Origin of the sequence: Akkermansia sp. AE01SA01 (assembly GCF_036417395.1) — a bacterium.
Lineage (GTDB): Bacteria > Verrucomicrobiota > Verrucomicrobiia > Verrucomicrobiales > Akkermansiaceae > Akkermansia.
The window spans coordinates 956,370-981,763 of record NZ_CP143890.1 but is presented as its reverse complement, the minus strand read 5'-3'; the positions used below and the strand labels follow the sequence as shown (position 1 = coordinate 981,763).

At 53.0% G+C, this 25,394-nt stretch carries 13 protein-coding genes, 1 tRNA gene and 1 pseudogene; 13 read left to right on the top strand and 2 right to left on the bottom strand.

Features of this window, described 5'->3' with window-relative positions; genetic code table 11:
* Positions 1–266: 266 nt before the first annotated feature.
* Both V3C19_RS03985 and V3C19_RS03980 read right to left on the bottom strand, forming a co-directional pair.
* A complete protein-coding gene (locus V3C19_RS03985; protein ID WP_130083358.1) occupies positions 267–692 on the bottom strand; it encodes a hypothetical protein in 426 nt (141 codons plus the stop codon).
* A gap of 551 nt (positions 693–1,243) precedes the next feature.
* A tRNA-Arg gene (locus V3C19_RS03980) sits at positions 1,244–1,318 on the bottom strand.
* A 114-nt stretch (positions 1,319–1,432) separates the two neighbouring features.
* Between V3C19_RS03980 and V3C19_RS03975 the strand changes: the two genes are divergently transcribed.
* The 13 genes and pseudogenes from V3C19_RS03975 (at position 1,433) to V3C19_RS03910 (ending at position 24,935) form a co-directional block, all read left to right on the top strand.
* Positions 1,433–3,106, top strand: a complete 1,674-nt coding sequence (locus V3C19_RS03975; RefSeq protein ID WP_130083357.1) for a hypothetical protein — start codon at positions 1,433–1,435, stop codon at positions 3,104–3,106.
* Positions 3,107–3,156: 50 nt separating this feature from the next.
* Positions 3,157–4,340, top strand: a pseudogene (locus V3C19_RS03970) (iron-containing alcohol dehydrogenase).
* Between the two features lie 51 nt (positions 4,341–4,391).
* The gene (locus tag V3C19_RS03960; protein WP_295932208.1) at positions 4,392–5,417 is read left to right on the top strand and encodes a hypothetical protein; all 1,026 of its coding nucleotides are present in this window, start codon (positions 4,392–4,394) and stop codon (positions 5,415–5,417) included.
* A 131-nt stretch (positions 5,418–5,548) separates the two neighbouring features.
* A complete protein-coding gene (locus tag V3C19_RS03955; RefSeq protein WP_295932211.1) occupies positions 5,549–11,899 on the top strand; it encodes an MG2 domain-containing protein in 6,351 nt (2,116 codons plus the stop codon).
* A 149-nt stretch (positions 11,900–12,048) separates the two neighbouring features.
* Positions 12,049–12,963, top strand: a complete 915-nt coding sequence (locus tag V3C19_RS03950) for a DMT family transporter (RefSeq protein WP_295932213.1) — start codon at positions 12,049–12,051, stop codon at positions 12,961–12,963.
* A 539-nt stretch (positions 12,964–13,502) separates the two neighbouring features.
* Complete coding sequence (locus tag V3C19_RS03945; RefSeq protein ID WP_330937116.1) at positions 13,503–17,231, top strand: hypothetical protein; 3,729 nt, start codon at positions 13,503–13,505, stop codon at positions 17,229–17,231.
* Complete coding sequence (locus tag V3C19_RS03940; protein ID WP_330937160.1) at positions 17,134–19,419, top strand: RHS repeat-associated core domain-containing protein; 2,286 nt, start codon at positions 17,134–17,136, stop codon at positions 19,417–19,419. The genes V3C19_RS03945 and V3C19_RS03940 overlap by 98 nt, the downstream gene beginning before the upstream one ends.
* Before the next feature lie 12 nt (positions 19,420–19,431).
* Entirely contained in the window at positions 19,432–20,022 is a 591-nt protein-coding gene (locus V3C19_RS03935; RefSeq protein ID WP_302389387.1) for a hypothetical protein, read from the top strand.
* Positions 20,023–20,277: 255 nt separating this feature from the next.
* Positions 20,278–22,488 (top strand): RHS repeat-associated core domain-containing protein, encoded by a 2,211-nt coding sequence (locus V3C19_RS03930; protein WP_330937159.1) that lies wholly within the window; start codon positions 20,278–20,280, stop codon positions 22,486–22,488.
* Positions 22,489–22,493: 5 nt separating this feature from the next.
* On the top strand, positions 22,494–23,045 hold the full coding sequence (locus V3C19_RS03925) for a hypothetical protein (protein WP_130082905.1): 552 nt from the start codon (positions 22,494–22,496) through the stop codon (positions 23,043–23,045).
* A 381-nt stretch (positions 23,046–23,426) separates the two neighbouring features.
* The gene (locus tag V3C19_RS03920; protein ID WP_330937158.1) at positions 23,427–23,660 is read left to right on the top strand and encodes a hypothetical protein; all 234 of its coding nucleotides are present in this window, start codon (positions 23,427–23,429) and stop codon (positions 23,658–23,660) included.
* Between the two features lie 19 nt (positions 23,661–23,679).
* Entirely contained in the window at positions 23,680–24,546 is an 867-nt protein-coding gene (locus tag V3C19_RS03915) for an RHS repeat-associated core domain-containing protein (RefSeq protein ID WP_330937157.1), read from the top strand.
* Positions 24,546–24,935, top strand: coding sequence for a hypothetical protein (locus tag V3C19_RS03910; RefSeq protein WP_130082909.1), 390 nt, complete (start codon positions 24,546–24,548; stop codon positions 24,933–24,935). Before V3C19_RS03915 ends, V3C19_RS03910 begins: the two co-directional genes overlap by 1 nt.
* Positions 24,936–25,394: the final 459 nt, after the last annotated feature.

Below are 25,394 nucleotides of genomic sequence, written 5' to 3'. Positions count from 1 at the left end.
AATAAATATTATTTATAATACCAAATAATGGGAAGACAGGAGTGCATTTTTCAATACTTCAGTGTTGTATACTAAAGCATTTACGGACTTCTTCATGATATATTTAAGAACTTCTGGAAATTATATTGATATTTCTAGACAGAATGCGTAACTCTATGAGAAAAAGAAAAATCTTTATATTTTTCAAATTTTGTTTTGAGCATTCAATCTCTAATCCTGATCCATCAAATCAGGAAATAATGTTATTACCTAAAAAATTTTTAATGTCAATGGGGAAACCAACCAATGTATAAATACTTTTCTTCCGGATTATAGCAAAGCCAGACAATAGCATTATTTTCTCCTCGTTCAAACGATGTAATAAGATCACCATCTTTTTGTATTTCCATTCCGGGGAAAAATATCTCTCCGGGACTGTTTCCCCAGACACATCTGTAGCGGCTTTCTATATCCTTTTTTAATACGAAAAAATCGGTTTTTTTTAAATTAAATTTAAATCTAGAATAGAAATGAGGAACGGAAAATTCCGGAACAAAAGTTCCTTGATAATGATCCATGTAAATACCAGTCAAACGGTAACATTCTTTGCTTCCTCCATGATCAGGTTGGCCTGTATACATGAATAATGACAAAATGAGTATAAAAAATAAAAGTATATAAAGGAATATCTTTCTAATATGTTTCTTCTTCATGATCACAGTCACGATAATAAAAGAATCAGAAACTAGTTTATACCCCCAAATGGAGTCGGTTCAAATGAGAGAATTCTGAGGATTGGTAATAGTTTATGGTGTATTTGTCTAGCGTATAATGCCGGAGGAAGTCCGGCGCATGCACTATGCGGTCTTTCTTCCTTATATTCTTCTTTCCATTCCTCATGTGACTTTTTCCTGACTGACTTTGACCATCAGTTGGCTTTCCTCACTTTTTTCTCATTCCTTGCCTGCTTGTTGCGATAGGCGATTGAACGGCTTACTTTCGGGTAACGGCAGGCTTGCCGTTCTGCGCAAAATTGCTTCTTTACCGCGTGCCCTACTCTGGTCAACCTCTTTCTTGGTGATAATTCCCGGCAGTAGATCCCCTTCTCATCGTGTTTCCAGCCACTGTAACAAAAATAGTAGCGCTAAAGTGGTGCCGTTTTCTTACGTTCTGGCGACCTTTCCCATGCTTTAAGCGATTTTCAAGCAAGGTTCCAGAACAAAAGAAAAGCCCTATAATCTTTCAACTTATAGAGCTTTACAAGTGGCGTCCCCGGCAGGAATCGAACCTGCATCTAGTCTTTAGGAGAGACCCGTTCTATCCATTGAACTACGGGGACCGGACATTGTCCGTGCAGGACAATAAACGGGAAAATTCCGGGGCTCAAGCAAAAAGCGGCACGATTGCGCCATGAACCTTGATTTTGAACGGTTATTTTTCTAGTTTGGTTTTCATGAGGTTTCTCTCCGCTGCCTGTTTTCTGTCTCTTCTGTACTCTTTCACGGGATGCTGTGCCTGTGGCTATGCCACTTTCCCCGATGCGCGCGCCGCCATACGCGCCACCTACCATCCTCCCTTCACTCCCGACCAGACGGGAGCAAAACTGGAAAATTTAAAATACTATCCCTACCACCTCTATTGGGAAAGCAAACGCATCCCCCTTCCCTTTTTGCACACGCTTCTGCCGGAAGCCGCTTCAGATTATGAACTGGCCGCCACATATTCCGTCTTCCAGGAGCCGGAATCCTCCATTGCGCTCCGGGGGAATGAACTCTACTGGGCTGCGACGGCGCAAGGAACCAACATTCCATATTACGTCAACAGCGCTCCCTTGTGGAAAGGCAGGTGGGTTACTATCCTCAGAGACCATCTTCCGGCCTGTTTCCCCAATGAAACTTTCCCATCCTGGTTTCATCCATATCTCGATCTGGTGGAAGCCCGCATGTATGATGATATCGCACGTCGGCTCCAGCAGGAATACAGCAGGAATTACGTCCTCCGCGGCGTTGCCGCCCTGCCGCCCGCTCTGGCGCAGGAACTTAAAACGACCTGGAAGGAATGCCTGGAAACTGCCGTCCTTGACCTGCCTGTGGAAGTTTTTGAAAGCTGCGACCAGGGATGCTGCTATTATTCTGCGACTCCAGGGCTGGTGGCGACGGAATTGCAGTTTTCCCGCCGCACACTCCCTCTGAAACGCCAGATGTTCCACATTTTCCGCATTCTTTTTGATGCGGCAAGCATGGATGATTTCACGCCCGGTACGCAGCGCATGCTGATGAAACTGTGTGCTGATGCCCGCAGCACTGCTGCTGAAATGAAAAAAGCACCGCCGCATGGAATATCCGTTTCAGAGTTGATGACCAATTTCTTCCCTCCCTTTCCGGACGATGGATACGAGTTATGGGAAGGGAAAAATCCCCCTTTGCGCCATGGCAAGCGCCTGAAGGAAGATACCATCAAAGAATGCTTGGCTCTTCCCCTCTCAAGGAATCCGGTGTGGAAAGACCTGTTTCCCAATACTCCGGAGGACACCGCGGCCTGGATGCACGTTTATCCGGAAGGACCATGCTGCGGCGCATTTATCCACCAGGGCTTTTTGCATGTAGCCACCACAGAACTCGGACTGCCCTTTTACCGCATGCACGATTTCAGCCGGATGGACAATCCCCCGTCCATGTCGCCTTATGAGTTGTGGTGGAACGGTGAAGGAATGAGGGTTCAGCGTTTCTTTTTAAAGCTGGAACCTGCCGCGGAAAAGGAGTTGAAAACCTATCTCCGCCTGCTTGCCCGGTCCAGGAGCGGCAAAAAACTCCAGGAGACCTTCCCGGACATGCTTTTCCGTACGGATCTGGGGAAGGAGGGGCTGATTCAGGAAAACCCGGAGGAAGGCCCCGGACAAGGACTGGATGATGATCCTGATTCCCTTGCACCCGGAATATCAGGCATTCTGACGGATGTTTACCGGTTCCGGAGGTGGGTAAGAATGGACTATCTTCAGGAAGGTTCCGAAGAACTGGAACAGCTCCGGAAGGACAGAAGGGAACTGGAACGGTATTTGGGAAAACATCTTCCGGCAAAAAAGACGGATGCCACATCCGCAACGGCACGGGGCGAACAAAAGCCTTGAGCCGGGAATGGAAGAGACGTAGCGTTGGTTTATCATCCCCCTGTTTCGCCATGCTCAATTTCATTTACGACAACAAGACGACGCTCATTTTCGGAAAAGGAACCCAGCATGAAGCAGGCGGGCTCCTGAAACCGTTCGGCAAAAAAATCCTGCTCCATTACGGAGGCGGCAGCATCAGGCGCTCCGGACTGCACGACGCCATTACGGCATCCCTGAAAGGCGCAGGCGTGGAATATGAGGAACTTGGCGGCGTTCAGCCCAATCCCACGCTGCCCCTGGTGTATGAAGGCATCCGCCTGTGCCGGGAACACGGCCTGGGCCTGGTGCTGGCTGTGGGAGGAGGCAGCGTGATTGATTCCGCCAAGGCAATCGCCCTGGGCGTTCCTTACAGCGGAGACGTCTGGGACCTGTACCTTTCCAAAAAACAGCCGGACTTTGAGCCGCTGCCCGTCGCCACGGTGCTGACCATTCCCGCCGCCGGCAGCGAGAGCAGTCCGAATACGGTCATCACGAATGAAGAGACCAGGAGGAAGCTGGGCTACGGAGCTCCCACACTGCGGCCTGTGTTCAGCATCATCAATCCGGAGCTGTTCTTCACCCTGCCCCACCGCCAGATGGCCAACGGCGTAAGCGACATGATGAGCCACATTTTCGAGCGCTATTTCACCCGGACCCTCCATACGGATCTTTCCGACGGCCTGTGCGAGGCCACCCTGCGCACCATCATGAGAAACGCCCGCATCTTGAACGGGAACTTGAATGATTACGATGCCTGGGCGGAAATAGCCTTCTCCGGCAACATCGCCCACAACAACCTGCTGGGCGTGGGCCGGGAGCAGGACTGGGCCTGCCATGCCATGGAACATGAACTCAGCGCCCTGTACCATGTGGACCACGGCGCGGGCCTGGCCGTCGTCACGCCCGCATGGATGAAGTACGTTTCCCCCGGCACCGGGACATGTTCCTTCAATTTTCCCTCCACGTGATGCGCGTGGAAGGCTCCTGCCGGGAGCCGGAAGCCATCATCCGGGAAGGCATTGCCAGACTGGAAAGCTTTTACAGAGAACTGGGGCTGCCCACGTCCATGGAGGAACTCGGAATCCGGCCTGAAGATTTTCCGCTGATGGCGGAACAGGCCATCAGCGTACGCGGCCCCATCGGGGGGCTGGAAAGGCTGGATGCGGAGGATGTCCGCAACATCTACCGGCTGGCCTGCCGCAATGGCGGGAACTGATTGCCCTATTCCCGAATACACAGGAAAAGGGGAAATCATCTTCTTCTTTCAATGGAACCGCCCTATTCTTTGCAGGATGGTAGTCGATTGATATTGTTCTCTTATTGCATTTATATACAATTCATGATGAAAACGTGTCAACTGTCAGCCATTTTAGGCGCCATTCTCGTTTCTCCGTGCTCTTCACTCGGAGATTTATCTCCCCATTCCCCAAAAGAAGGGAACAGCGAAGAATTGCAAAGGCAGTCCAGCTCAGAAAAAGGTTCTCTCCCGTCGTCAAACAATAAACACTTCCCAAGAGTCCAGGCAAGGGCCCGGCATCGTGATATTCTACAAAACGAATTGCCTCAGGTTCTGCCCTCTTTTCAGGAACAGGCTCAATGCATTGAAGAAATAGTGGATATCTTTCTTTCCATTGACAGCCTGGAAAATTCCAGCAACGCTGCCGGCCGGTTGAAAAATGCACTGCCAAAACTGCAGATGCTGAATGCCAGGATGAATGCTGAACTCCAGCTTTACGTGGACAAACAGCAGGCTATGACGGCAGGCTACAATCCTGCCGGAGACCCTTTATTGGAAACATATGCCTCCTATCTCCAATCCCGGTTCGTCCTGTTCGGAATAGAGCTTGTTTCATCCATCACGGCCCAGGGCCTAATGACTCCCGAATTGGGAAAATCTCTTCAAATTGCGCCGCCGGCTATTGTTCCGGAAGAAGTCTCCATGTCTCCGAAACTTCAGAATTACTGGAAGGAAAAAATGATTCAGCAAAATCGGCGTAACCGTATTTTGTATTCCCTCCGCACGGAAAACGACATTCCCCGCGTTCAAAAGGAATTGGGTATCTGTGCCGCGGCCCTCCGCAATCTGGAAAAAAAGGAAATGTCCCCGTATCCGCTTCAGAATGAACAGGACAAGGCAGCAGATCAAGTCATGCGCCGCCGGGAAGCCAGTGGACCCATCCGCATCGCGAACGTCTTGACGGCAGTATTGAAAAGCCGGGGCTTGCTTGAAAGAAGGGAAGATGGAACATATGTCTTCCAAGGCATGCAAACAATCATTGATCATTTGAAATGAAACAAACCTGCATATTGACCGGGCTGTCTCTCGCAAGCTTTCTCCCACTTGCCGCCTCCTCGTATTGACATTCCTCATTTTGCAACCTATTTGTAACTTGCCAAATTTCCTTTGTGAGGTAATGTGGCGGAATGAATAAAATCTTTTCCGCTCTTCTTCTGGCGGCAGCTTTTCTGTTTTCCGGAGCGCCGTGTACGGCAGCCGTTCCTGCCCCCGCTGCGGAGCAACGGGAGCAGTCCATCAGGGACATGGAAAATCTCCTGAATAAAAGTCTGTCCAAGCAGGTCGCGGAACAAGCCCTGAAACAGCTTGACGAATATGACGATCAGTACAGCGGAAAGGACCTGGCTCTCTATTACCTCGCCCTCCAGGATTTGGACGGCCTGAACGATTCCACGAATCTGGACACCATTCTTCAGGAACAAATGAAACGCCATGGAGAAAATCCGTGGTTCCTGATGGCCGCCGCCGAATTATATCAGACGGTCAATCACACCTTCAAACTGGTGAACGGCAAGTACATCCGCGTCAGCCGTCCCTGGGAGAGCGAATATTCCGGACAAAAGAGGGACAAGGTGGAAGCCCTGCGCTGCCTTTTTAAGGCAATGAACATCGCGGAACGGAACAAGGACATGAAACTGCTCGGCCTTGCACGGTTCATGATGGCGAAGGCATTCTTGAAGAACTATGGTTACTACCAGCGTTACTTCGCCTTTCAGACTTATGCGGCCCTGGACAACCTGACCGAACTTGAAAAGCTCCCGGGCTACGTTTCCAATCAGGAAGCCCCCGAATTCCGCAACGTTTCCACGCTGCCCGTTGCCGTGGATCCGGCCACGGGAAAAACGGAAATCGTCTTCTACCACGCTTCCTCTTCCTGGGACGCAGCCAGGAATGACGGCGAACGCGTACGCTGGCTGCTGGACGCCGCCGTCCGGGCGGACCCGGAATTGGAAAACGAGGTCAACCTGTTTACGGCATTCTGGTGCCGCAATCTTCTTTCCTATGCGAATACGGCGCCGTATCAGGAATTCGTGTACGGTCCCGGCAATGCGGGATCGGTGGAAGGAATCAACCCTGCGGATTTGAAAACGGACCAGACCGTCGTCAGAACGGACCGGACGGACAAGGGCCAATTCATGCTCATCACGCTGCCGCCGGATTACGACTTCATCCGGATTGCATCCCGGGTGACCCCTTCCCCCTATCCCGCGGAACCCTATCTGGATGCCGCAAAAATCATCAGTGGAGAATTTCTGGCGCGCAACCAGCGCCCGGCGGCAGTCGATGTTCTGAAAAAGACACTGCAAACTTACAAGGACATGCTTCAGGCGCAACATGAACGCGGCGGCGCCAAACCGCCGAAGATAAATGCAGAAGAGACTGTGGAGCATACGGATGACGCTACCGACTCTCTTCAGGAGGAAATTGCCTCCATTACGGAACCCAACGGAGCATTTGAGAAGGACGAAAGAACGCTGCTTTCCGGAGAGCCCGTCTCCATGGCGTTCATTTACAGGAACGCCGCCAGCGCCACCGTCACGGTACGTCCCGTCAATGTCAGGCTGTGGCAGGAGGAGCGCATGAACACCGTGCTTGCCTCAAAAAAACTGGGGAAAAATTATGAAAAAAAATATTCCGGGTTTGATGCCCTTCTTTCCAATCTGTTGAATGACAAATCGGCCGCCCGTTACCTGGGGAAGGAAATCAAGGGGGAAAGCATTAGCCTGGAGCCCGGAAACCAGCATCTGAACCGGATCGCCCAGCTATCCGTACCTGTCAGCCAGCCGGGATGGTACCTCCTGACCGTCACGCTAAACAACGGCTACCGTTTCCACCGCCTCTTCTCCCTGTCCGACCTGGTGCTGATCCGCCGTTCCATTCCGGAAGGCAATCTCTGGTTCCTGGCGCAAGCCAAAACGGGAGCTCCCGTGGAAGGCGGCAACATCAGCCTGGTGCGCTACAGAGAAAACAAAACGCTTCAAACAAAACAAGTGAAGGGCGCCACGGATAAAAACGGCGTTCTGATAGAACCGCTGCCTCCGAGCGACAGCAATTCTCCCGTTTACTATAATCTCCTGGGCATCGCCACTCATGGAGACAGCTACGCCGTAACGGGGGAAAGTCAGTACTGGGATTCCGGAAGCTCCCGGATGTCCCTGAACAACAAGGCTTCCAGCTCCTATGGCTGCTTTTTCCTGGCAAGCCAGTCCGTTTACCGTCCGGGGCAAACGGCCCGGTTCAGGGGAATCCTGTTCCGTCCGGATTTCGCCAATCCCGGCACGAAAGACTGTGCCGGGAAAAAAGTGACGCTGACTATCCTCAGCCCCACCGGGGACAAGGGAATTTTCCCGGAACAAACAGTCACTACGGACGCCACCGGCGGCTTTGACCTGGAACTGCTCATCCCCCACGAAGCGCCTCTGGGCCAGTACAGGGCAACACTGGATTTCAGAAAGTCGGATCGCACCCTGTACGCCCCCCTGTTCCGGATGGAAGAATACAAGAAGCCGGAATTCACCGTCAAGATGGACGCCCCGGACAAGTCCCTCAGGCTGGGACAGCCCATCCCCGTTTCCGTCCAGGCGGACTATTATGCAGGCGGCCCGGTGAGCGAAGGAAAAGCCACCATCACCATCACCCGTACCCTGGGAGCGGAAGTATGGACCCCGTACTGGAAATGGAGCTGGCTGTATTCCAGGGAATCCAGCCCCTATTATACCTATTTCACGCCCGACCCTCCCCTCACGGTGCTGAAAAAAACCATTCCCCTGGACAAGGAAGGCAAGGCCACCGTGGAACTCTCCACGGAACAGGACGCCAGAGACTTTCCCTCCCAGGACATCACCTACCGTGTTTCCGTCAGCGTTACGGATGCCTCCCTGAGGGAAGTCTCCGCTTCCGGCCAGGTGATTGCCACCTGCCGCCCGTTCAATATCTTCACTTCCCTGAACCGGGGATACGCCCCTGCGGGAGTTCCGGTCCGGGCCACCATCACGGCAGCCACGGCGGACGGCGTCAGGATAGGAAAGGCGAAGGGAAAAACGGTTCTATACCGCGTCCATGCGGATTCCGGCCGTCAGTCCCTGGCGGAATGGGACGTGACAACCAATGAGGAAGGCACGGCTTCCCTCACCTTCCAAACAGGGGATTCCGGGCTGTACCTCCTGCAAACAACGCTGGAGGACAGCCAGGGAAGCAAGGCGGAAGGCTCCCGCCAGTTTCTCTCCTACGGCACGGGAGAACGCCATTCCTTTAAAATCAATCCCCTGTCCATCACTCCGGACAAAAACGAGTACGCTCCCGGAGAAACCGCCGGCCTGCTCATTGCGTCCGACTATCCGGACGCCCATGTCTGGACCTTCCTGCGCAATTCATGGAAAAACGAATCCCGCCGCCTGGTCACGCTGGACAGGCAGACGGCCCTGGTGGAATGTCCCCTGACCCGGGAAGACATGCCCAACATGGGCGTCAACGCCTTCACCGTACGGAACGGGGAACTGCACCAGGCATCCGCGGAACTGCTGCTGCCGCCGGCCAGCCAAATGCTAGAGCCTGCCGTCTCTCCGTCCAGGCCCCGGTACCAGCCGGGCGAAAAGGGCCGCATAACCGTACAAGTCAAGGGACCAGACGGAAGCCCAGTGAAGAACGGCATCGTTACGCTGGCAGTTTATGACAAGGCGCTGGAATACATTGCCCGGCCCAACGTTTCCGACATCGCCAAAACCACGTGGGGAAGGTTGAATGAAACTTGTTTCCTCAATCTCAGCGCCATGCAGGACAAAGGGACGGAAACGGAAAACGGGCCGGACCAGCTCTATTTCGACTATCTCGCCGAACCGGACCTCTCCATGCCATTCGGAGATTTCGCCGGCGAAATTGTTATCGGAGGGAGCGGAACGGGAGATTTTGCCATAAGTAAAAGATCGGCAAACGGCATGCTGTCAACATTTCCTCAAACACCGCCAACGCCGGGCATGCACTCAATGGCAATGGATAACGCAGAAATGGCGGATACCTTTGGAGGAGAAGAAGAAGTAGTAGAGGATGAACGACAGGACTTCTCCCCCGCGATTCAGTTGCGCACCAACTTTGCGGACAGCATCAAGTGGTGCGGCACGCTCAAGACGGACGAAGAAGGCATGGTTGCCGTCCCGGTGGACATGCCGGACAACCTGACCACGTGGAAGGCGGCCGCCTGGGTGGTCACCTCCGCTCTGCAGGTAGGGCAGGCTTCCGCGGAATTCCTGACCACGAAGGACTTCATGGTCAGCTTGCAGGCTCCCCGCTTCTTTGTGGAAAAGGACATCGTCATGCTCAGCGCCATCGTCCGCAACCGGACGGACAAGGACGTGCTGGCCCGCATCTCCATCACCCTGAAAAACGGCTGCCTGAGCCTGATGCCCGGCAACTCTCCCGCCCTGAACGGATTGGGCGCCGGAACGGATAACGCCGCTTCCAGGGAAGTGAGCGTTCCCGCCCAGGGGCAGGTGACCGTGAACTGGTGGACCACGGCCATCAGGGAGGGGACTGCCACCGTAGCCATGGAAGCGGCCGCAGGCTCCCTGGGAGACGCCATGCAGATGGACTTCCCTGTGCTGGTGCACGGCATGAAGCAATTGCACGCGGACAGTACCGTCCTGCTGCGTGGGGACCAGGAACGGCAGCTCACCATCAACCTTCCGCAGCAAAGGCGCAGGGAGGAAAGCCGGCTCGTCGTCAAGGTCTCCCCCAGCATCGCCCTGAGCATGGTGGAAGCCCTGCCCTATCTGGCGGAATACCCCTACGGCTGTGTGGAGCAGACGCTCAACCGCTTCCTGCCCGCCGTCATCGTAACGGACACGCTCAAGCAGCTTGGTCTGGACCCCGGCCAGGCGCTGGAAAGCCACCGCAACCTGAACCCGCAGGCCATACGGGACAAGGCGTTTTACGACAAAATCATGGAACGTCTGGAACGCAACCCCGTATACAGCGAACGTAAACTGAAGGCCATGGCAGAAAAGGGCATTCGCGACCTCCGGGAAAAACAGCTTTCCGATGGCTCCTGGGGATGGTTCGGCGGAGCGGACCGGGGAGACCCGGTGATGACCGCCCACGTCGTCCACGGCCTCAAGATTGCCGGAAGCACGGTCAAGTTACCGGGGAATATGCTGCTCCGCGCCGTGTCATGGCTGACCGGCCACCAGAACAGGCAGCTGGCCCTGCTCGTCAAGGGGGACGCCTACCGGAAACTGGAAAAACAGCCTGACGGCCCGGCAACGCAAAAGGCTATCCGGGAACTGGGAGACTACCGTCTGACGGCCTCCGCGTCAGACGTGCTGATTTATTCCGTGCTTGCGGAAAACGGCGTCCGGAACCTCCAAATGGAACGCTACCTGTTCCGCGACAGGCTGGAACTGCCGGTCATCAGCCAGATCCAGCTTGCGGAAATTCTGCTGGACGCCCACCGCATGGACGACTTCAAGGAAATAATGCCCGTCATCTCCCAATTCCTTCAGCAGGACGACTCCCTGCAAACCGCATGGCTCCGCCTCCCCAACCAGGGCTACTGGTGGCGCTGGTACGGCAGCAATGTAGCCACCCAGGCGGCTTACCTGAAACTGATGGCCAAGAGCGATCCCAAAAAACCCGTCACGTCCCGGCTGGCCAAATGGCTGCTCAACAACCGCGCCAACGGCTCCTACTGGGATTCCACGAAGGATACGGCGGACTGCCTGGAAGCCCTGTCCGCCTACCTCTTCCAGACCCGGGAAGGCATGGAAGACATGGAGGCGGAAATCCTCTATGACGGCGTTCCGGTGAAAACCGTTTCCAGTACCAAGGAAACCCTCTTCACCTTCGACAACGAATGGAGCATGAGCGGCAGGGACCTGACGGACGGCCAGCACCGCATCACCATCCGCAGGAAAAAGGGGAACGGCAGCATCTATGCCGGCTCCACGCTCAGCTACTTCTCCCTGGAAGACCCCATCCCCGCCGCAGGAAATGCCGTCACCGTGGAACGTTCCTACTACCGCATGGAAAAAGAAACGGTGAAGGAAGATTCCGTGAAAGACACGCAGACGGACGCCGGAGAACTCGTCTCCCGCGGCCGCGACCAGACCCGTCGCACGCTGCTGAAAGACGGGGACATCATCGCCAGCGGAGACATCATTGAAGTGGTGATGAGCGTAAAAACGAAAAACGACGTGGAATACCTGATGCTGAGTGACCCGAAGCCGGCTGGCTGCGAATCCCGGGACACCGTCAGCGGATACGCCTGGATGGGCACCGTCTCCGGCTACAAGGAAATAGGCGACGAGGAAATACGCGTCTTCCTCTCCTCCCTGCCGATGGGCGAATACCAGATCAGCCACCGCCTCCGCGCCGAACGCCCGGGCAGGTTCAGCGCCCTCCCCGCCGTTCTGGAAGCCATGTACGCTCCGGAACTCCGCGGCAACAGCCGGGAACACAAGATCAGCATTTCCATGCCGAAGCCGTAACTCCGGAAAAACGGGAACGCCGCAAGGGGATGCGGCGTTTTCCGCACTGCATTCAGGGAACAGGCACGCCGCAGGGAATACGGTAAAAACTCTTGCATTCCTTTCCTGGAAGCGGACAATGCCGCCCCGCGTAAACGCGGGACGCCAAGATGGAATCCGGAACCTTGAAGGGACACGCCGCCATGGGTGCGGCCGCCGTCATCTGGGGTCTGATGTCCCCGGTCAGCAAACTGGTCATGCAGGGAGGGGAAGTAAGCTCCGCCTCCCTGGCTACATTCCGGCTGCTGGGCGCCGCCGTGCTATTCTGGCTGGCTTCCTGTTTCGTGCCCCGGGAAAAAATCGACCCCCGCGACCGTCTGAAGTTGTTTTACGCCTCCCTGTTCGGAATCATCTTCAACCAGATGGCCTTTACCGTAGGCGTGGGTTTCACCTCCCCGGCGGATGCCGCCATCATCACGACCATCACCCCCATCCTGACCATGATTCTGGCGGCCTTCGTACTCCGGGAAATGATCACGGGGCGGAAGGCGGCGGGCGTATGCGCCAGCGCCGTCGGGGCCGTCCTGCTGATTACCGGGGGCAGCCACACTCCGGCCGCACCAGGAGACAACAACCTGCTGGGGGACATCCTCTGCCTGGCATCCCAATGCAGTGTGGCCGTTTACTTCGTGTTCTTCAAAAGGCTGATCGGCAAATACTCCCCTGTCACGCTGATGAAATGGATGTTCACATACGCCGTATGCGCGTGCCTGCCCTTCACTTTCCGGGAAGTCTCCTCCGTTCCCTACTCCAGCCTGTCCCTCCAGACGTGGACGGGCATCGCCTATGTGGTCGTGCTGGCCACCTTCGTCAGCTATATCTGCCTCTCCTTCGCACAGCAGCGTCTCAAGCCCACCGCAGTGAGCATGTACAACTACTGCCAGCCGGTCATCGCTTCCTCCGTGGCCGTCCTGTGGGGCATGGACCAATTCGGCTGGCTGAAAACGCTCTCCGTCCTGCTGGTCTTCACGGGCGTCTTCCTGGTAACGCGCGGCAAGGCGCCGGCAGCCATGCAGGAACAATAGGCCGGCCAATCCGCTTCAGTAAATCTATCTAAGTTAATAGATTATATAGTTTTTCTTTTATTCTGTAGCCTTGCTCAAAAATCGTTAAAAACGTGTAAAAACGCACCAAAACGCAAGAAAAGTTGCACCACTTTAGCACCACCATTTTTGCTGCAGTAGCGGAAACCGCATGAGAAAAGGAGTCATTGCCAGAATTACAAATAGCTGGCGGAAGAACTGGAAAGCAGAAAGACTTCTCGTAATTCCTGTAGACTTCGTAGTTTTTTACAGGAATGTGACAGGAGGCAGGAAAAAATGGTCTTCTATCAGAAACTTTTCTCTAACAGATAGAAAATATTAATGTCTATGATACAAACAAATTGATGTTAAAATAGTAGTGTAGTTTATCCATAATAAATTCCCATGATTTCATAACGTAAATATGGAAAATTCGGGATAATTACATTGACATGAGATGCGGACATATGCTACTGGGGAAATGATCATGGAGGACAGCCTTCCTCTCATTTCGTTCATCAATCCCAACACCTTAATACCTTATGAACACTCCAGCTGCTACTCCTGGCAGCAAGTCTTCTTCCATTCCTGCTTATCGCAAATGGTACTTCGGCTCTACGGCCAAACCCATGCTGCGGGGCATGCGCACCGCTTCGGAGCCCGATCCGCTGCCGTTTGAACCAATCCACGAAAAAGACAACCACAAAGTAGGTCCTCCCAGCACCTCGGCGGACGGGTACAGCACCTACGGCACCTTCACCATCCCGGAAGGAGCGGACGGCAAAAAGCTCTACGGCACCTGTTCTCTCTTCCTGGGGGTGGACGACTGGGGCAGCCTGGAGGTGAAGGACTCCAATGGCAAGGTGGTGGCGCAGGTGGACCTGAAGGAAAACTCGCAGGAGGCGGGAGACCAGGGCGGCCACAAATACCACACGGGCACCGGCGGGGCGCAGCTGCCTTCCGGCGCTTACAGCTGGGAAGTCAACCAGACCAACATCGACTACAAGCCTGAAAAAGACAACGTCTCCATCTGCAACTACAGCATCGACGTGGTTCCGACGGAGCCGGGCGGCAAGGAGGAACCTGAGAAGTGCCCGTGCGAGGGAGACACGTGTGATAACAGCGGCGGAACGCCGCCCTCCCCGTCGCTGGCCCGGTCGGGCTCTGCGGCGGGTGTGAAAAGCAGCACACTGGGGAACTACTCCTCGGCAGGGTGCAGCGTGACGGCGGAAAGCACGGCTACGCTGATGTACTGGTCGTGCAACTTTGGGGCATTCAGGGGGCTGGGAAATCTTCCTGCGGGGCGGTTGGAACTGAGGGCTGAGGAAAACATCTCCGGCCTGGAAAACCCGGTGTCTCTGGCCTACAACCATCCCTTGAACAGCCGTCTGGACGTGCCCGAAGGGGGCATTGTGCCCGGAGTGCGGTTCAATCTGGTGCAGGGAGACCGGGTGATTGCGATGCGCTGCTACACGGACGGGTCCGTGCTGCCCATCGGGGTGGACACGTCGGGCGGAGGGCGCGCGGCTCTGGCCACGGTGGAGGGGCAATCCTGCCTGCAATGGACCGTCATGGATGGCAGCGCCTACCTCTTCTCGGCGGAAACAGGAACGCTCCTCACCTACACCACGGCCGACAGGCAGGTCATCTCCAATGTCGCCACTTATCTGGACGTCAGGCATGCCCAGGACGGCTCCCTCAGGCAAATCTGGAACCTGTGGGACGGCCTGCTCAACGTGGAAGATGTCACGGCTACGGGCTACCTCATCGCGCTCTACACGCCGGGGCAAATCACCGGAACGGACGAACAGGGATTTTATAGCGTTACAGGCGTTCCCTTCAAAACGTTTGCCCTCTCCCTTTCCACGGACGGCCAATTCACCATCACGGAGCAGACGCCGGCCAGGCAGCCCTATGCCGTCACCTGGTGGAAAAACGGCCTGGCGTGGAACATGCGGAGGGGGACGGGAGAAGAGGCGATTACAACCACCCGCACGCGCACGGAGGTGGAACCGGAAGACTCGGTCTGGCAGCTGGTGACGGAAATCTCCAAAGGGGGCATCATGGCGGCGCGCACCTGCTCCATCTATCAAACGACGGACGTAGGCGACCTGCTGCTCACCCGGGTGGAAGGCTACGAAAGCCCGGAGGCGCAAACCACGCAATACGCCTACGACCAGTGCGGACGGCTCAAGACGGAAACGGCTCCCGGCGGCAGCCAGACTCATTACGCGTATGACCTCTACGGCCGGCTGCTCTCCCGCGACGAACCGTGGGCGGAAAGCGGCAGGCGCATCACGCGCTACACCTATGCCTATTCGGGAGAAGCCGACTTCAACGGCGAACCCGCCACGGAAACGGTAGACCTGCTTCCGCTGGAAGGACACGTCAAGACGCTGACCACCATTGCCTACAAGTACACGACGGCCAACCACGTCAAAAGGACGGAAAAGCGGGTCACGGGGCTGGGAGTGACGGGCACGCGCCTGACGGCCACGGAACAATGGCTGGCCGGCGCCGCCAACATCCATGCCCGCGGACGCACCCGGATGACCCGGGACCTCAACGGCGTGCAAACGTGGCACGACTACGCGGCCACGACGGAACACGGCGCCCTCTACACGGAAACGGTTGAAACGCGCCTCAACGGGGAAACCGTGCCGGGACAGAGCACGCGCACCATTGCCTGGATCACGGCGGAAGGGCAGCGCGTCAGGGAGGAAAGCCACGTTCTGCTCAGCAGCGGGGAATGGGCCATCACAGACAGCGCCTCTTACGAATTTGACACGCAGAACCGGTGGGTGAAAAAGACGGCTGGCAACGGCCGGGTGACGCAGCGCGAATTGATGTGCGACGGGCGCCTGCTGTGGGGTATTGATGAAGACGGCGTCAGAACGGACTATGCCTACGACACGGCAAGACAATTGATGGAAACAACCCGCTCCGGCGTGACGGACGGGGAAACCGTCGTCACGCCGGAAACCATCACCACCTACGCGCGGGATGCGGCGGGACGCATCCTCTCCACGCGCCGGGATACGGGGGCCATGACGACCGAGGAAAGCACGGAGTACGACTTGCTGGGGAGGATAACTTCCTCTACGGACGTCCTGGGCCGGGTCACCACCTGCGCCTACAGCCAGGACGGCTTGACGACGACGCAAACCACTCCCTCCGGAGCCACGTTCGTCACGCGCAACGCGCCGGACGGAACGGTCCTGGAAGAATCCGGCACGGGACAGCGTCATGTCATCCATTCCATTGACTTGGCCAATGACGGCGTTCGGACCTTCACGAAAGCCGTGTCCGGTGAAACGGAAACCGAACTGCAGCGCAGCATCGTCAACGGAGCCGGGGAAACCCTGCGCACGGGCGTCCCCAACACCGTCGGCGGGTTCATGTACACGAGAAACACCTACAACGCCAAGGGACAGCTCACCAAAACACAGACGGATGCGGAAACCGCGGCCACAACGATGGCCCCGACCCTGTGGGAATACGACGCCTTCGGCAACAAGGTCAAGGAAACCTGGAAGCTTGCCGATCCGGCCACCGTGTCCAACTCGCGCATCACCGCGTGGAGCTACGGCGTGGAACAAGCCGAAGACGGGGTGTACCGTGTCGTCACGGCGACCAGGAACAACGGCCAGGGCGGCACCTATGACGAGACGCAGAAGACGCTTCTTTCCGTCCTCTCGTCCACGCTGGAAGGCAAAGTCATTTCCATCGACCCCAGGGGAAATATATCCACGCAGTGGAGCGAATACGGAACAGGCGCCCTGCGGACGCAAAAAAGCAGCATTCCCACTTCCAATGTCACGGCCACCGCTACAGTCATCGACGGGTTCACCACGTCGCAGACGGACCACGCGGGCATCACTACCAGCCAAACCCGCACCTATGCGGAAACCGGCGTCATCTACGCCAGCACCGACGGCCGGGGCAACACGACCACAACGCGTACCGATCTTGCGGGGCGCACCGTCTCGGTGACGGATGCGGCGGGCAACACGACTTCTACCGCCTACGATCCCTTCTTTGACCAGCCTTCCGTGGTCACCAACGCCCTCGGGAATGCAGACCCGTTACAAGTACGACCTCCGGGGCCGAAAGACTGCCGAATGGGGCACGGCCATCCAGCCCCTGCTCTTTGCCTACGACGAAGCCGACAGAATGGTCAGCCTCACCACCTTCCGGGAGGATGCCGGCGACATCACCACCGATCCCACGGGACGCACGGACGGGGATGTCACCGCCTGGAATTACGATGACGCCACGGGATTGCTGGTGCGCAAAACCTACGCGGACGGCACCCATGAAGACACCGCCTACAACGCCCTGAACCTCAAATCGACCCTCACGGACGCGCGGGGGATCGTCACCACCTGGGGCTACAACCTGAAAAAGGGGGTCAACACCTCCGTCTCCTACAGCGACTCCACGCCCGGCATCCAGTACGCCTACAACTACCTCAACCAGCTGATGCGGGTGACGGACGCTTCCGGTACGCGCACCATCTCCTACAACCAATACAGCGAACCGGACACCGATAGCATCACCATCGGGGGAAGCGCTTATCAGCTTCAGGAAAGCTACGACGCCTATGGCCGGTCCTCCGGTTATACCTTAAAGCAGGGAACCACCGTTCTTCAGGAAGTCAGCCAGGGGTATGAAGCCAACGGGCGGCTTGCCGGCGCCGGAATCATGCACGGAGGAGAAGAACAGACATTCGCCTACAGCTATCTGGCAGGAAGCAGGTTACTTTCCAGTCTGGCGATGCCCGACGGCATCGTCAGGGAACTTTCTTACGAACAGCGGCGTGACCTGATCGCCGGAATGAGCTATCATTTGGGAGAAATCGTGCCGGTCTCGCGCACCCAGAGCTATGATGCATTGGGACGTCCGGTCACCCGCACCCAGCAGCGGGGAACGGAACCTGCACGCAATGACAGCTTCAGGTACAACGGCAGAAACGAACTCACCGGAGCCACATTGGGGACAGACGGCTACGGTTACAGCTACGACAACATCGGCAACCGCAAGACGGCGCAGGAAATAGCCGAAGAACTCGCCTACGCGGCCAACAACCTCAATCAGTACACCAGCATCGCCAACTCAACTCCCAACTCTCAATTCTCCACCCTTAACCCTCCCCCCTCCACTCTGGAAGCCCCCTTCGTGCCGCAATACGACGCCTCGGGTAATCAGACGCTGATCAAAACATCAACGGGTATCTGGACGGCCGTGTACAACGCGGCCAACCGGGCGGTGGGCTTCACCAGCCAGGACGGCGCTACGGTGGTAGAATGCGGCTACGACTACCAGGGCCGCCGCTACATGAAGAAGGTGACTGAAAACGGAACGGTCACCAGCCATGAACGCTACCTGTACCGCGGCTACCTGCAGATAGCCGCGCTGGACATGCTCAATAGCCGGAACGTGCTCCGGACACTGTTGTGGGATCCTCTGGAACCGATGGCCACACGGCCTCTGGCTCTAGTGCAGGATGCCTCTCTGTACTGCTATGGATGGGACTTCAACAAAAATGTGACGGAAGTGTTCGACGCGCAGGGAACTGTTGTAGCAGCTTACGACTACTCTCCGTACGGGCAAATGGCTTCCACAGGAGACCTTGTCCAGCCCGTGCAGTGGTCCAGCGAGATGAACGACGAAGAACTCGCCCTGGTCTACTACAATTACCGCTATTACAACCCGGTTGATGGCAGGTGGATTAACAGGGATTCCATCGCTGAAGATAGCAGTTGGAATCTTTATGTTATGTGTGGGAATGCTTCTGTTATATATGTTGATTATTTAGGTCTTGAAGTTGAAGATGATATTTCTTCTGGATTTTCTGGACCAGTTAAATGCGAGAGAGATTTCATTCGCAAAGAACTCAAAGCAGGAAAAGTACAAAACAAATTATTAAATAAAATTGGTATATATAATTTTAAAATACGTGTAATTTTGCAGAATAAGAAATGTGAAGGATGCTGTAAAAAGAACGGAAATAAGGGTTTTTCAAAGGCGGTATCATTATCATTTCAAATGGAAGGAGAAGCAGGTTCTGCAGCTTTGAACATTTTTAATCTTGCAGAAATCAGAATAGGATGGTATGGAAGATTAGGAGCTACAGGAGGAATATCAGCAAGTTATAGTTCATGTAACAATGTTGTTTCTGGCGGTGGATGTGTTAATGGATATGCGGAACTTGGGTTAATTGCCAAAGCTGCAAGCCGAATAGGTTCCTTAGAAGTTGGGGCTAGAGGGGGTATTAACTTTAGAGCTTCAGTTTGTGTGACTACTAATTTGGATAAGTTTCAAGTTAAAGGGAGAGGATGTGTATCATTGCGTGCTCGTGTTTGGGCTAGTGCAAAAATTTGGCCTCTTGGGAAAATAGACTATAACCATGAGTGGCAAGACCAGTATTGCACCCCATGGATTCAATTATTGCAATAATATAGTGGCCACATGATTAATAATCAAAATAAGAAGGATATTGACTGGCGAAAACTCCAATTTGGGGCGACTTTATTAGACACAAAAGAAAATAAAAGAGTTTTATCCTTAATTGATAATTCTACATATGATACGGTAGGTAGACTTCATTACTTTGTGAAAGCAGGTAAAGGCGAAGGCAAGATAGGAGAAAATAAAATTAAAATACTTCAAATTGATCCACATTCCTGTTACATTAATACCACAGAACAAGAATATTGCATATATCGGTCAGATAATGCAAAAATTCGACTTTCCTATAAAGCAAATCAATATATTGATTTTTTCCTTCAAGAAGATTTAAATTTTAGATTCATACGAAAAGCACTAGTATCCGATAATAGAAACCGTCAATTTGAAGTTCCTATTTCCAGAAATCAAACCATATTGTATTTTTTACGAATGATTATTGGTTTATTATCGTTCGGCCTCTTAAAACAACCAAAAATTCCTATCATTCCACCTTCTTTTGACGCTGATTACGATATGGAAAAAGCTCTGATCTTTGGAGTTATTGCCATACAAATGATCTATTGCCCTTTTGATTATGATGACTGGTCATAATACATACTTAGTAGCAGCAGGGTTAAAGTGCATAGATAGTCTTCTTGGCGCATGGATTGAGGTTGTTTTTGAAGGTTTGGATTCTTACCTATCCTCCGACGAGCATTGAAATTTTACAGACCTAAAAAATCGTTAAAAAGACTGTCTTTTAGACAATCCTTTTACACATCCGGTAGTCGGGGAATGTGCCGACTTGTATTACTGTGCGGCAGGGGCGTCCAGCCCCTGCTTTTTGCCTACGATGACGCCGACCGAATGACCGGCCTCACCACGTTCCGGGAAGATGCCGGCGATATCACCACCGATCCCACGGGGCGCACGGACGGGGACCTCACCACCTGGAATTACGATGACGCCACGGGATTGCTGGTGCGCAAAACCTATGCGGACGCCACCCATGAGGACACCACCTACAACGCCCTGAACCTCAAATCGACCCTCACGGACGCGCGGGGGATCGTCACCACCTGGGGCTACAACCTGAAAAAAGGAGTCAACAACTCCGTCTCCTACAGCGACACCACGCCCGGCATCCAGTACGCCTACAACTACCTCAACCAGCCGACCCGGGTCACGGACGCCTCTGGTACGCGCACCATCTCCTACAACCAATACAGCGAACCGGACTCCGAGGCCATCACCATCGGGGGAAGCACTTATCAGCTTCAGGAAAAATACGATATCTACGGCCGGTCCTCCGGCTATACCTTGAAGCAGGGAACCGACGTCCTTCAGGAAGTCAGCCAGGGCTACGCGGCCGACGGACGGCTTGCCAGCGCCGGAATCGTGCAAGGGGGACAAGAACAGACATTCGCCTACGGCTATTTGGCAGGAAGCAGCCTGCTCTCCAGCCTCGCGATGCCCAACGGCATCGTCAGGGAACTTGCCTATGAAGAGCACCGTGAACTGGTAACGGCGATGAACTGCCGTCTGGGAGAAACCGTGCTGGTCTCCCGCACCCAGAGCTACGATGCATTGGGACGCCCGGTCACCCGCACCCAGCAGCGGGGAACGGAACCTGCACGCAATGACAGCTTCAGCTACAACGGTAGAAATGAACTCACCGCAGCTACCCTGGGAACAGCCCCCTACGGTTACAGCTACGACAACATCGGCAACCGCAAGACGGCTCAGGAAATAGCCGAGGAACTCGCCTACGCGGCCAACGAACTCAACCAATACACCCGCATTGAAGAAAGCGGGGGAACAACCTTCGTGCCGCAATACGACGCCTCGGGTAATCAGACGCTGATCAAAACCTCGATGGGCATTTGGACGGCCGTGTACAACGCGGCCAACCGGGCGGTGAGCTTCACCAGCCAGGACGGAAACAAAGTAGTGGAATGCGGGTACGATGATCAGGGACGCCGCTACATGAAGAAAGTAACCGTCAACGGAACGGTCACCAGCCATGAACGCTACCTGTATCGCGGCTATCTCCAGATAGCGGCATTAGACATGCTCAATAGCCGGAACGTGCTCCGGACACTGTTGTGGGATCCCCTGGAACCGATGGCCACACGGCCTCTGGCTCTGGTGCAGGATGCCTCTCTGTACTGCTATGGCATTGACTTCAACAAGAATGTAGCGGAGGTATTCAATGGAGAAGGCGCTATTGCTGCTGCCTATGACTACTCTCCCTATGGACAGGTTGCTTCCACGGGAGATCTCGTCCAGCCCGTGCAGTGGTCCAGCGAGATGAACGACGAAGATTTGGAGCTGGTCTATTACAATTACCGCTATTACAATCCGGTTGATGGCAGGTGGATCAATCGTGATCCCATCGCTGAAGAAGGGGGATGGAATCTTTATGTCATGATCAATAATAATGCCATAAGTTGGATTGACATTCTAGGATCGGAATTTAAAGCTAATCAAACCGAAGGCTCCTTAGCTCAAGGTAATATGCCCGCTGGTTGGTATGGAAAAACCTCTCGGCCTACACCAAAACCTGAAGGTGAAAATGAGATTTCCGAGGAATGCGTAGAAGGAAAACGGAAAAAAACATATAAAGTTTCTATAAAGAAATCAAAAAAGTTTAATGTTACTGTTGATTCATATGTAGTCAACGATCAAACCGGGCGAGTGTACACGGCTAATGGATTGGTTGAAATTCGAGCACACGAGCAAAGACGGGTTGATGTTTATCAAAAGGCCTATGACGTCTATCTCAAAATATTTGAAAAAGAAATCACCGGTAAATGTTCTAAATCAGGGTTGAACAAGTCCCAGGCGACTATTTATAAACGTAAGTTAAAAACTTGGTTGGAAGGAAAACAATCCCTTGCTAAAGGCAAGTTTTTAAATTGGTCGAGTAAACAGCAGCAGAAGATTACAAATGAAAATCAAACATATTTTAATGAAGAAGGAGGCAGATGGTTAGAAGCTGGGGGACTGTTTGACTCCATTGGATCTCCACATCTGGTTGGAGAGCCTGAACCTATAGATATGAGTTGCCCACAATAATAATCATGATGAACGCAAACGTTTTTTTACTTTTTTTGTTCTTTGCTTCCTATGCTTTATGTTCAGAAGTGAACATTGAGGTAGGCGCTCGGTTTGAACCTACCAAAGTTATACATGATCCCGATATATTTTTCATTATAGATATAGTCAATGAAAGCCAAAAAGATATAATGATAAAAAAATTGAACGGCGAAATCATGGACTGTGGAATTGAATTGTGGATATTCGAAAAAGCTGTGAAGCTTTGGCCCCGGGCTGATGCGGAAGGAAAAAGAGAGGATGCGTTCATCTTATGGGACAGAGAAACAATAAAGGCTGGAGAGAAGAAAAGAGTTGTATTGAAATTGAGGGATCTTATGAGCGGGTATTCTGAAAATGACGATCTTGCCCGCACAATAAAGGAAGAAGTCTCATTCTTAAGATCAGGAACGGGACGCGTAGTGCTTAAATACTACGATGCTGACGAGGAGGAAAAAATAGCTGAAGGCAAGTTCGATTTGGAAAAACTCAATGAAGAACAGAAGAGGAAAGCCTTGCCCCCGGCCAAAAAAACGTGAATCAGGAATCATTCAAAAAAGTTGGCTTTTGTATGACTGGATCAACGATCACTTTCTTTGGCTGTTGAAAAATCAGTGTATGAAAACTCACCTCAGGCGAGCCCCCCTTCACATCACGAACCCTCCCCTGAGGCCGGATGCTCCCCCCCATGCTGTGGGCATGAAACGCATTTCCTTCAATGCCGGGGAGCTCTCCCCGGAACTCTTCCAGAGCGCCGATCTCAACGCCTTCCACCGCGGCGCCTCCACCCTGGTCAACAGGAACGCCTCCCAGATGGATTCCCTGCGCCGCCGCAGGGGCATGGCCCCCTTCGCGGAGGCCGGGGACCACTCCCGCCTGGCCCCTACATCTACTCCAATTCCGGCAACGAGCGCTTCCTCATGGAAATCTCAGGGGATGTCCTGCGCGTCCTCTCTCCGAATTCCGGCGAAGAACTCGTGGAGGAACTCGCCTACACGGCCAACGAACTCAACCAGTACACCCGGATTGAAGAAGGGAGGGAAACTCCCTTCGCACCGCAATATGACTCCAACGGCAACCAGGTATTCATCAAGGCCGCAACGTATACAATGTGCCAGCCGGGACGGCAATACGGTGGTAGAATGCTGCTATGACTACCAGGGCCGCCGCTACATGAAGAAAGTAACCGTCAACGGAACGGTCACCAGCCATGAACGCTACCTGTACCGCGGCTACCTGCAACTAGCGGCCCTGGACATGCTCAACCGCCGGAACGTGCTCCGGACACTGTTGTGGGATCCCCTGGAACCGATGGCCACGCGGCCTCTGGCTCTGGTGCAGGATAATGCCCTGTACTGCTATGGCGTTGACTTTAACAAGAATGTGACGGAGGTGTTCGCCGCGCAGGGAACAATCGCGGCGGCTTACGATTACTCTCTCTATGGACACGTGGCTTCCACGGGAGACCTTGTCCAGCCGGTGCAGTGGTCCAGCGAGATGAACGACGCGGAACTCGCCCTGGTCTATTACAATTACCGCTATTACAACCCGGTTGATGGCAGGTGGATCAACAGAGATCCCATCGCTGAAGAAGGGGGTTGGAATTTGTACGGGTTTGTTAAGAACGACGCCATAAGTAAAAATGATTTATTGGGGATGGCTGTAACTACTTTGGATACGCCTGCAGGGATACAAGCTATAATAAATTTGGCTAAAGTTACAGGAGCAGGAGTTGTTGCTGGAATTACGGCCAATCAATTAAACAATGAATGTACAATAGTCCATCAAGTAACAGATCCTCCTGTTTTGTTTAATGTTGAGTGTGAACAAGAATGCTCTCGTCAGAAATGGTATTATTTGCCATGTTTTAATAAAGAAGGAACAGGTTTTAGAATGGGAAGAATGGTGTGTACTCAAGGATTATTCAAAAAATATTGGAAATTTATTGGTTGGGAAGGTGCCCCTTATGGTTGTAGTGCTGCTGGTCAATGTGGTTCTTGTTGTGATAATGGCACTGTAACTTATGAAGATAAACTGTGATGAATAATGCGATTAAAGTTATTGTTGCGGCAAAATACTATATTATAGGAGTTTTATTAGGGATTTTTTTATGTTGGCCGTTTGATTACCTTCAACTGGAGAATGCTGATGGGTATGCCGAATATAAAAAAGCCAGATCAGCATATGAAAGTTATTTGAAAAAATACGGTAAAGAACCTTGCAATATTAATTTCCTTCCCGAAGACATCAGGGAGAATATAGGAAAACACGATTATCCTATTAAATTTATCGAGGAAACAGGAAATTTAACATATAAGTATCCTAGGCCATATCCTTATGGAAAATCCAATTTGATTGATTATATCTTTTGCAAAAAAATGGTAGTAGGCAGTATTATAGGTCATATAGATGATAGGAACTGCAAATGATACTGACAGTTCATAAAAAATTCGACTTTTTGTCTAATAGAAAAAGGCATTTGTTCCGGGCTACTTGGAATTGAGAATCAATCGTCTTAAGAATCAAAATACTACCTCTCATACTAATTTGTGGCCTTATTCCAGTGGATTGTTATTGTGGTCTCACGAGCGAGGTTTATGGACAACAGATTAAGTAATTTGACTCTATGGGGATTGTTACAAAAATAGAAATAGTAATCCTCCGGGAAGATGGTCTAGAGTTATAATAACGTACCCTTTTTAATCAATGAAAATTAATTATAAATTTAAAAAGCATTTTATATATATATTAAGAGAATATAAAAGAAAAACATATAATGAATTATTAAAACATGAATACCCAATAACTGATCTTGTCACTATTGAAAAAGATACATTAAGTATAGAAATAATTCTTCTTGAAAAATATAGAGATCATCTCCTATTAGG

What these genes read in the sequence shown, in the direction of transcription:
- V3C19_RS03915 (WP_330937157.1), top strand. Translation starts at nt 23,680, where the DNA reads ATGAAGAAAGTAACCGTCAACGGAACGGTCACCAGCCATGAACGCTAC.
- V3C19_RS03985 (WP_130083358.1), bottom strand. Translation starts at nt 692, where the DNA reads ATGAAGAAGAAACATATTAGAAAGATATTCCTTTATATACTTTTATTT.
- V3C19_RS03910 (WP_130082909.1), top strand. Translation starts at nt 24,546, where the DNA reads ATGAATAATGCGATTAAAGTTATTGTTGCGGCAAAATACTATATTATA.
- V3C19_RS03975 (WP_130083357.1), top strand. Translation starts at nt 1,433, where the DNA reads ATGAGGTTTCTCTCCGCTGCCTGTTTTCTGTCTCTTCTGTACTCTTTC.
- V3C19_RS03925 (WP_130082905.1), top strand. Translation starts at nt 22,494, where the DNA reads ATGATGAACGCAAACGTTTTTTTACTTTTTTTGTTCTTTGCTTCCTAT.
- V3C19_RS03930 (WP_330937159.1), top strand. Translation starts at nt 20,278, where the DNA reads ATGACCGGCCTCACCACGTTCCGGGAAGATGCCGGCGATATCACCACC.
- V3C19_RS03940 (WP_330937160.1), top strand. Translation starts at nt 17,134, where the DNA reads ATGGTCAGCCTCACCACCTTCCGGGAGGATGCCGGCGACATCACCACC.
- V3C19_RS03935 (WP_302389387.1), top strand. Translation starts at nt 19,432, where the DNA reads ATGATTAATAATCAAAATAAGAAGGATATTGACTGGCGAAAACTCCAA.
- V3C19_RS03955 (WP_295932211.1), top strand. Translation starts at nt 5,549, where the DNA reads ATGAATAAAATCTTTTCCGCTCTTCTTCTGGCGGCAGCTTTTCTGTTT.
- V3C19_RS03960 (WP_295932208.1), top strand. Translation starts at nt 4,392, where the DNA reads ATGGAACCGCCCTATTCTTTGCAGGATGGTAGTCGATTGATATTGTTC.
- V3C19_RS03945 (WP_330937116.1), top strand. Translation starts at nt 13,503, where the DNA reads ATGAACACTCCAGCTGCTACTCCTGGCAGCAAGTCTTCTTCCATTCCT.
- V3C19_RS03920 (WP_330937158.1), top strand. Translation starts at nt 23,427, where the DNA reads ATGGAAATCTCAGGGGATGTCCTGCGCGTCCTCTCTCCGAATTCCGGC.
- V3C19_RS03950 (WP_295932213.1), top strand. Translation starts at nt 12,049, where the DNA reads ATGGAATCCGGAACCTTGAAGGGACACGCCGCCATGGGTGCGGCCGCC.